The organism is Campylobacter troglodytis (assembly GCF_006864425.1).
Taxonomy (GTDB): domain Bacteria; phylum Campylobacterota; class Campylobacteria; order Campylobacterales; family Campylobacteraceae; genus Campylobacter_D; species Campylobacter_D troglodytis.
This window is the reverse complement of sequence record NZ_QHLI01000096.1, coordinates 1-4880: the sequence shown is the minus strand read 5'-3', so window position 1 is coordinate 4880 and position 4880 is coordinate 1. Positions and strand designations below refer to the sequence as shown.

The window sequence follows — 4880 nt, the reverse complement described above, 5'->3', positions numbered from 1 at the left end:
TTCAAAGCTTATGATGGCTTGGTTGATTTCGGTGCAAAAGCACATTATAGGGTAAAACACTCTAAAAATGAGTTTGCAAAGGGACGAAGCCACATTAACGGAATAGAGAATTTCTGGGTCTTTGCAAAGGCTAGATTAAGTCAGTTTCATGGGATTAAATTTGAAAGAAACCGAATTTAGATCTAATGTCAAAGTTAAAAACGAAAATTTGTATAAAATTTTGTTAAAATGGCTTAGGAAAAATCCTATGTAATTTTAGCTAAAAGTATCAATCGCCAAAAACAAATTTTAATCTTACTAACTTAGTTTTACTTCATTAACACAAGCATCTTTATGGTTTTAAAAAACAACAATAACACCCTACTTAAATTCATAAAAAATCTACTTAAAATAGTTAATTGAATCTAAATAATTGATTGATTCAACAAACTTTATTTGCTTCGTGCTTACACTATGCCTAATTAATTTAGGCTAAATTAAAATCAATAGGATTTTAGCTTATCAACTTTAATAAATTTTGATGAAAATTTTGTCCTAAATTTTTTGTCTAAATTTTGTTTCTTTTACGTGAAGGATAAAATTTTCTTTGTTAGCCTTTAAATTTAGCTAAACGAAACTGTGTAAACTTCTGATACACAACTACAAGAGCATGAAGTAAAAACATTCACAAGCTCATTGATGTGGCTGTGTCCCTTTGCAGTTTTTGCTAGGCTTTACCCCATAATGAGCTTTTGCTTATTCTTGCCAAGTTACAAGATGAAACGAAGTAAAAAATCCACCAAGTCATAATAAGCTTTGAAGCTTTCCTAAAATTGTAGTATTTGAGGCATCTGCAAAATCCCTTATAATAGGTAGCATCTCTTTTGCCAAGCAGTATTTAACCATCTGCGTATAAACGCAAGGCTCACATTTTAGCATTGCTTCTTGCAAAGCTACAATACGCGTAGCACGAAGTAAAAACTTTTGCGACCAGTCCCACGCCCACGCTTGCTACTAATTCTGTGAGCCATTTTTGTTTACAATTGCTAGTGTAATGAAATAAAAAAATGCTTCAAAATCTATCACAAATTTCGCCTATTTAATTCTTGTACGAATTATATACTTGTTTTTCACCTTGTGCATCATAGCTGAAAGCTCCTTTATGTGAGTTTAAGTTAAAGAGAGCCTTTATTATCCCCAAAAGCCGCTATCTTGCAAGGCTTTAATTTTTCTTTTAACACAAAAAAGGGGTCTAAATAGGCATTGTCCTTTATCTCAAGCCCTTTTTTTCGTAAATTTTCTAAGAAATTCAAGTCCTTGGTGTTGTTTGTTATGATGAGATAAGGAATTTGCTTTGAATTTAGCCAACTCACAAGCTCGCACGCCCCATCAATAGGGCCTTTATCCACATCACTTATCAAAGTCCCTTGCACATCGATGAAAAGCATTTTAACCTCCCTTGTTTAAAATGTGTAGATACTCCACCACCCCAACTTGTTTTTGCACCCTTTGGCTGTCTGTTTTAAACCTTTGATGCTTGGTGCTTAAAAGGCTGTATTTGCCATATTTTTCAAAGATAGAGCGGATTTCCTCAATAGCTAAAATTCCCTCATCATTATAGCTTAAAAATATCCATTTAAAGTCTGCTTTTGCAATTATATTTTCAAGTGCCTTGGCTACGGTTGCTTTTTTGCAAAACTCGCTTTTTTGATATGTGCGAAGCCCTGTTTTGCCTCGTGGCACAAAGTCATCATAAAGTGCGATTGTGTTAAGTAAATGATAGTTTGCTGCGTATTCACGGGCATTGTAAGGGGGATCTAGGTATAAAATATCGCCTTTAATTTTTGTAATTAAAGTTGCAGCGTCTTCGTTGAAAACCTCGAGCTCATTGTCATTACACTCAAATTCAGCCCCTTGAAGCTTTATTATTTTTAGGGCAGATTTTTTGAGCTTTTTTAAAAATGCCCCATACACGCAAGCCGTGTTTGCTACTTTATCAGCTGATTCTAAAAGCGAGGCAAGTAAAAAATAATACTCGCTTAAATTTATGGAGTTTGTATCTTTTAAAAGCTCTATTTTTTGGCGAATGGCATCGATTTTAGCTGCATTTTCATCGCTAAAATAAAGCCTTTGATAAGCCTTATTTTTTGTCCCACCAAGCGAATAATTTTCATAAATTTTGCCCCCAACACCCTTTAAATTTTCTAAATTTTTTAGTAAAACCATTTTATTTTCAAGCCTTTTGTGATTTGCAATATAATTTTGATTTAGCACAAAGCTGTAAAATTCCCTATCATTTGCGATAACTTTTTTTACCCTGCCCTTAAATGCCCTGCCAACCGCACCCGTGCCAGCAAATAAATCACAAAAAATACATTCATTTAAGGGCTTTGTCATGCTTTTTCAATGCTTTTAACGATAAAATCACTGAGCTTAAATTTCGAGCCTATGTAGTTCATTTACTGCCCTTTGTTTCTTGTAGTTTTGTTATTTTTAAATGAGTTTTTAGTTTACCATCTTTGCTTACTTTTTCGACCTTATAATCAGGGTGTTATTCTTCAACATAGGCAATATGTATTTTTTTGCTTCGTTTTTGTTTTGAAAGGTAGAACCATCTCTTCCATAATCACCCAATCCATTATGTATTCCCTCCTTTCTCGGAATTAGGAATAGTAAAATTTTCACCTTCTTTCATTTCAGGCAATCTTGGCTTCATTTTCTCTTCCTCAACTTTTTTCCATGCCCTCTTTCCTATGATTTCTGGTTTTTTATCTTGTGCCATTTTGTCCTTTCAATTTTTAAGGCGATTGATACTTTTAGCTAAAATGACCTAGGATTTTTCCTAAGCCATTTTAAGAAAATTTTATACAAATTTTCATTCTTAACTTTGATCTTAGATCTAAATTCAGCTTCCTTTAAATGCGTGAAAAATTCCCTTGCCGTGAAACTGACTTAATCTAGCCTTTGCAAAGCCCTAGAAATTCTCAATGCCGTTGATAAGATTTCGTCCGTTTGCAAACTCGTTTTGAGAATGTTTTACAAACTCTTGTGCCTTCTTGCAAATGAACGAGTGTGTAGCACAAAGTCAAAAATCCACCAAGTCATCATAGGCTTTAAAGCTTTCTTAAAATTGTGGCATTTTCTAACTCTGCAAAATCCCTTATTATAGCTAGTAGCTCTTTGGCAGAGCAGTGTTTGAGCGTATAAACGCTATCCTAGCGTTTTAGCAAACCTCCTTGCAAAGCTACAAAAACGCGAAATAAAAACACAGATGTTTTCAGCCCCATATCCACATTTTTCACGCACACGCCTTGCACCTTCTTCTTGCAGTTGCGAGTGCAACGAAGCAAAAAAATTCTCAATGCCATTTATGTGCTTGTGCCTCTTTGCAAACTCATTTTCCCTATGTTTTACCCTATAATTTTGTTTCCCAAAGTTACAAATAAAGCGATAGAAAAGTATCTCAAAACCAAAAAGAGATTTTTCGCTTTGTGCTTTGCTCAAAATGATAAAATTATTGTCATTCAAAGCGAAGCGAAGGGGAAAGTAACTCAAAATAAGGCAAAGCTTGTCATATCAAGTTAAGTATCTTGCATTTTAAAAAATAGATCTTTTTGTGTATGTCAAATTGACAAACACCTTGCTTTGTTGTCTCAAAAAGACAAGATCAAGCCTCTTTGCTCTTTTTAAATTTACCTTTTTTTTAAAAAGAACAAGTTGATTTTGATAGAAATGCAAGGCTTAATGCAAGTCATTAAGCCCCATCAAGCTCCTTGCAGATCCTTTCAAATTCATTGTAGTAGTCCCAAGAAGCCACCATCTCAGGCGCGCATTCTTTAACAAAGCCAACTTCCTTGTCAAATACCTCCTTCAAAAGCCTTCTTGTTTGTGTGTCAGCCCTTAAAAGATTCATTAGCTCCTCCTTGCTTACAGCCTTGCTAGCCTCATCCTCTAAGACCTCGTTTAATTTATCATAAAGGGCTTGAATTTTCTTTCTAAGATAGCTTTGATCTAGCTCTTGCCAGTTCTTATCTGGTGCGTAAATGAAGATCCTTGATGTAAGCTTGGTTTTTTTAAGCTCTAAGGCTTCGCTTATTTCAAGCTCATTTAAAAGCTGATTGTGAAGCTTAAACTTATATCCCTTAACAGTGAAATTAAGAGGGATAATGCCATTATGCAAGGCTATAAATTCATAGCTAAAATCATCTTTATTCTTTGGTGTTTCAAAGCTATAAGTCTTTGAAAGCTTTACGAAAAGTTCTAAAATTTTTTGCTGATCCTTTATGCCTGAAAGATCCAAAAAGTCCCAGTTTTTAAAGCCAAGGCTCTTAAAATACCCCAAAAGCTTGATATAAGCAAAGGAATTTGTTTGAGTTGCTATTTTAATCCTCTCATCCAAGGGCTTACTTATATCAACTCCGTGAATTCTCCTGTTTTCAAGTATGTTAAGAGGGGTATCTTCGTTAAGATTATAATTTAAATTTGGCTTGCGGTTGCAAAATTTAAGTATGGATAAAAGCCTTTGCATAGGGCATCTTAAAAGCCATAAAACTGTGGTTTTGTTATTTAACAAAGAAATTAGCTTGTGTAGTTGAGAAAAACGAAGATTTGAATACATATACCCTGTGATATTAATGACAAGGGGCGTTTCTTTCAAAATATGCTCGTAATTAAAAATATAATTAGTCTTTGAGTCTATGCTGTGATGCATAGATATGGCTAGTTTGCATTTTAAAAGATAGCTTACCATAGAGGTGTGAGCGGAGTAAGAAAGGGTGGCTAGGATGAGCTTATACTTCTTTGGCAAGGGCAAGTTGAGCTGCCAAGCAAGAGAGGCTGGAATCTTTTCATAGCTTAAATCAGGGTTTTTGTATTTGCTTTTATCATTTGAGAGGATTTGA

At 34.4% G+C, this 4880-nt stretch carries 4 protein-coding genes and 4 pseudogenes; 1 reads left to right on the top strand and 7 read right to left on the bottom strand.

Features of this window, described 5'->3' with window-relative positions:
- Positions 1-253, top strand: a pseudogene (locus tag DMC01_RS11900) (IS1595 family transposase); the annotation flags it as partial.
- Between the two features lie 530 nt (positions 254-783).
- On the opposite strand, the gene DMC01_RS16115 reads toward DMC01_RS11900, so the two are convergent.
- The 7 genes and pseudogenes from DMC01_RS16115 to DMC01_RS11880 all read right to left on the bottom strand — a co-directional run.
- Positions 784-918: a hypothetical protein gene (locus tag DMC01_RS16115; protein WP_282432320.1), complete on the bottom strand. Its 135-nt coding sequence runs from the start codon at positions 916-918 to the stop codon at positions 784-786.
- Positions 919-1175: 257 nt separating this feature from the next.
- A pseudogene (locus DMC01_RS11895) lies at positions 1176-1427 on the bottom strand (HAD family hydrolase); the annotation flags it as partial.
- Between the two features lies 1 nt (position 1428).
- Positions 1429-2438: pseudogene (locus tag DMC01_RS11890) on the bottom strand (DNA adenine methylase).
- A gap of 179 nt (positions 2439-2617) precedes the next feature.
- The gene (locus DMC01_RS13900; protein ID WP_185908921.1) at positions 2618-2761 is read right to left on the bottom strand and encodes a hypothetical protein; all 144 of its coding nucleotides are present in this window, start codon (positions 2759-2761) and stop codon (positions 2618-2620) included.
- Positions 2762-2799: 38 nt separating this feature from the next.
- Positions 2800-3019 (bottom strand): annotated as a pseudogene (locus DMC01_RS16920) (IS1595 family transposase); the annotation flags it as partial.
- A gap of 170 nt (positions 3020-3189) precedes the next feature.
- Positions 3190-3534 carry a hypothetical protein gene (locus tag DMC01_RS16915; protein WP_427846132.1) on the bottom strand — a complete coding sequence of 115 codons (345 nt, stop codon included), beginning with the start codon at positions 3532-3534 and terminating at the stop codon, positions 3190-3192.
- A gap of 199 nt (positions 3535-3733) precedes the next feature.
- Positions 3734-4880: DUF2972 domain-containing protein (locus DMC01_RS11880; RefSeq protein WP_142694411.1), on the bottom strand; the 1147-nt coding region annotated here is incomplete at its 5' end.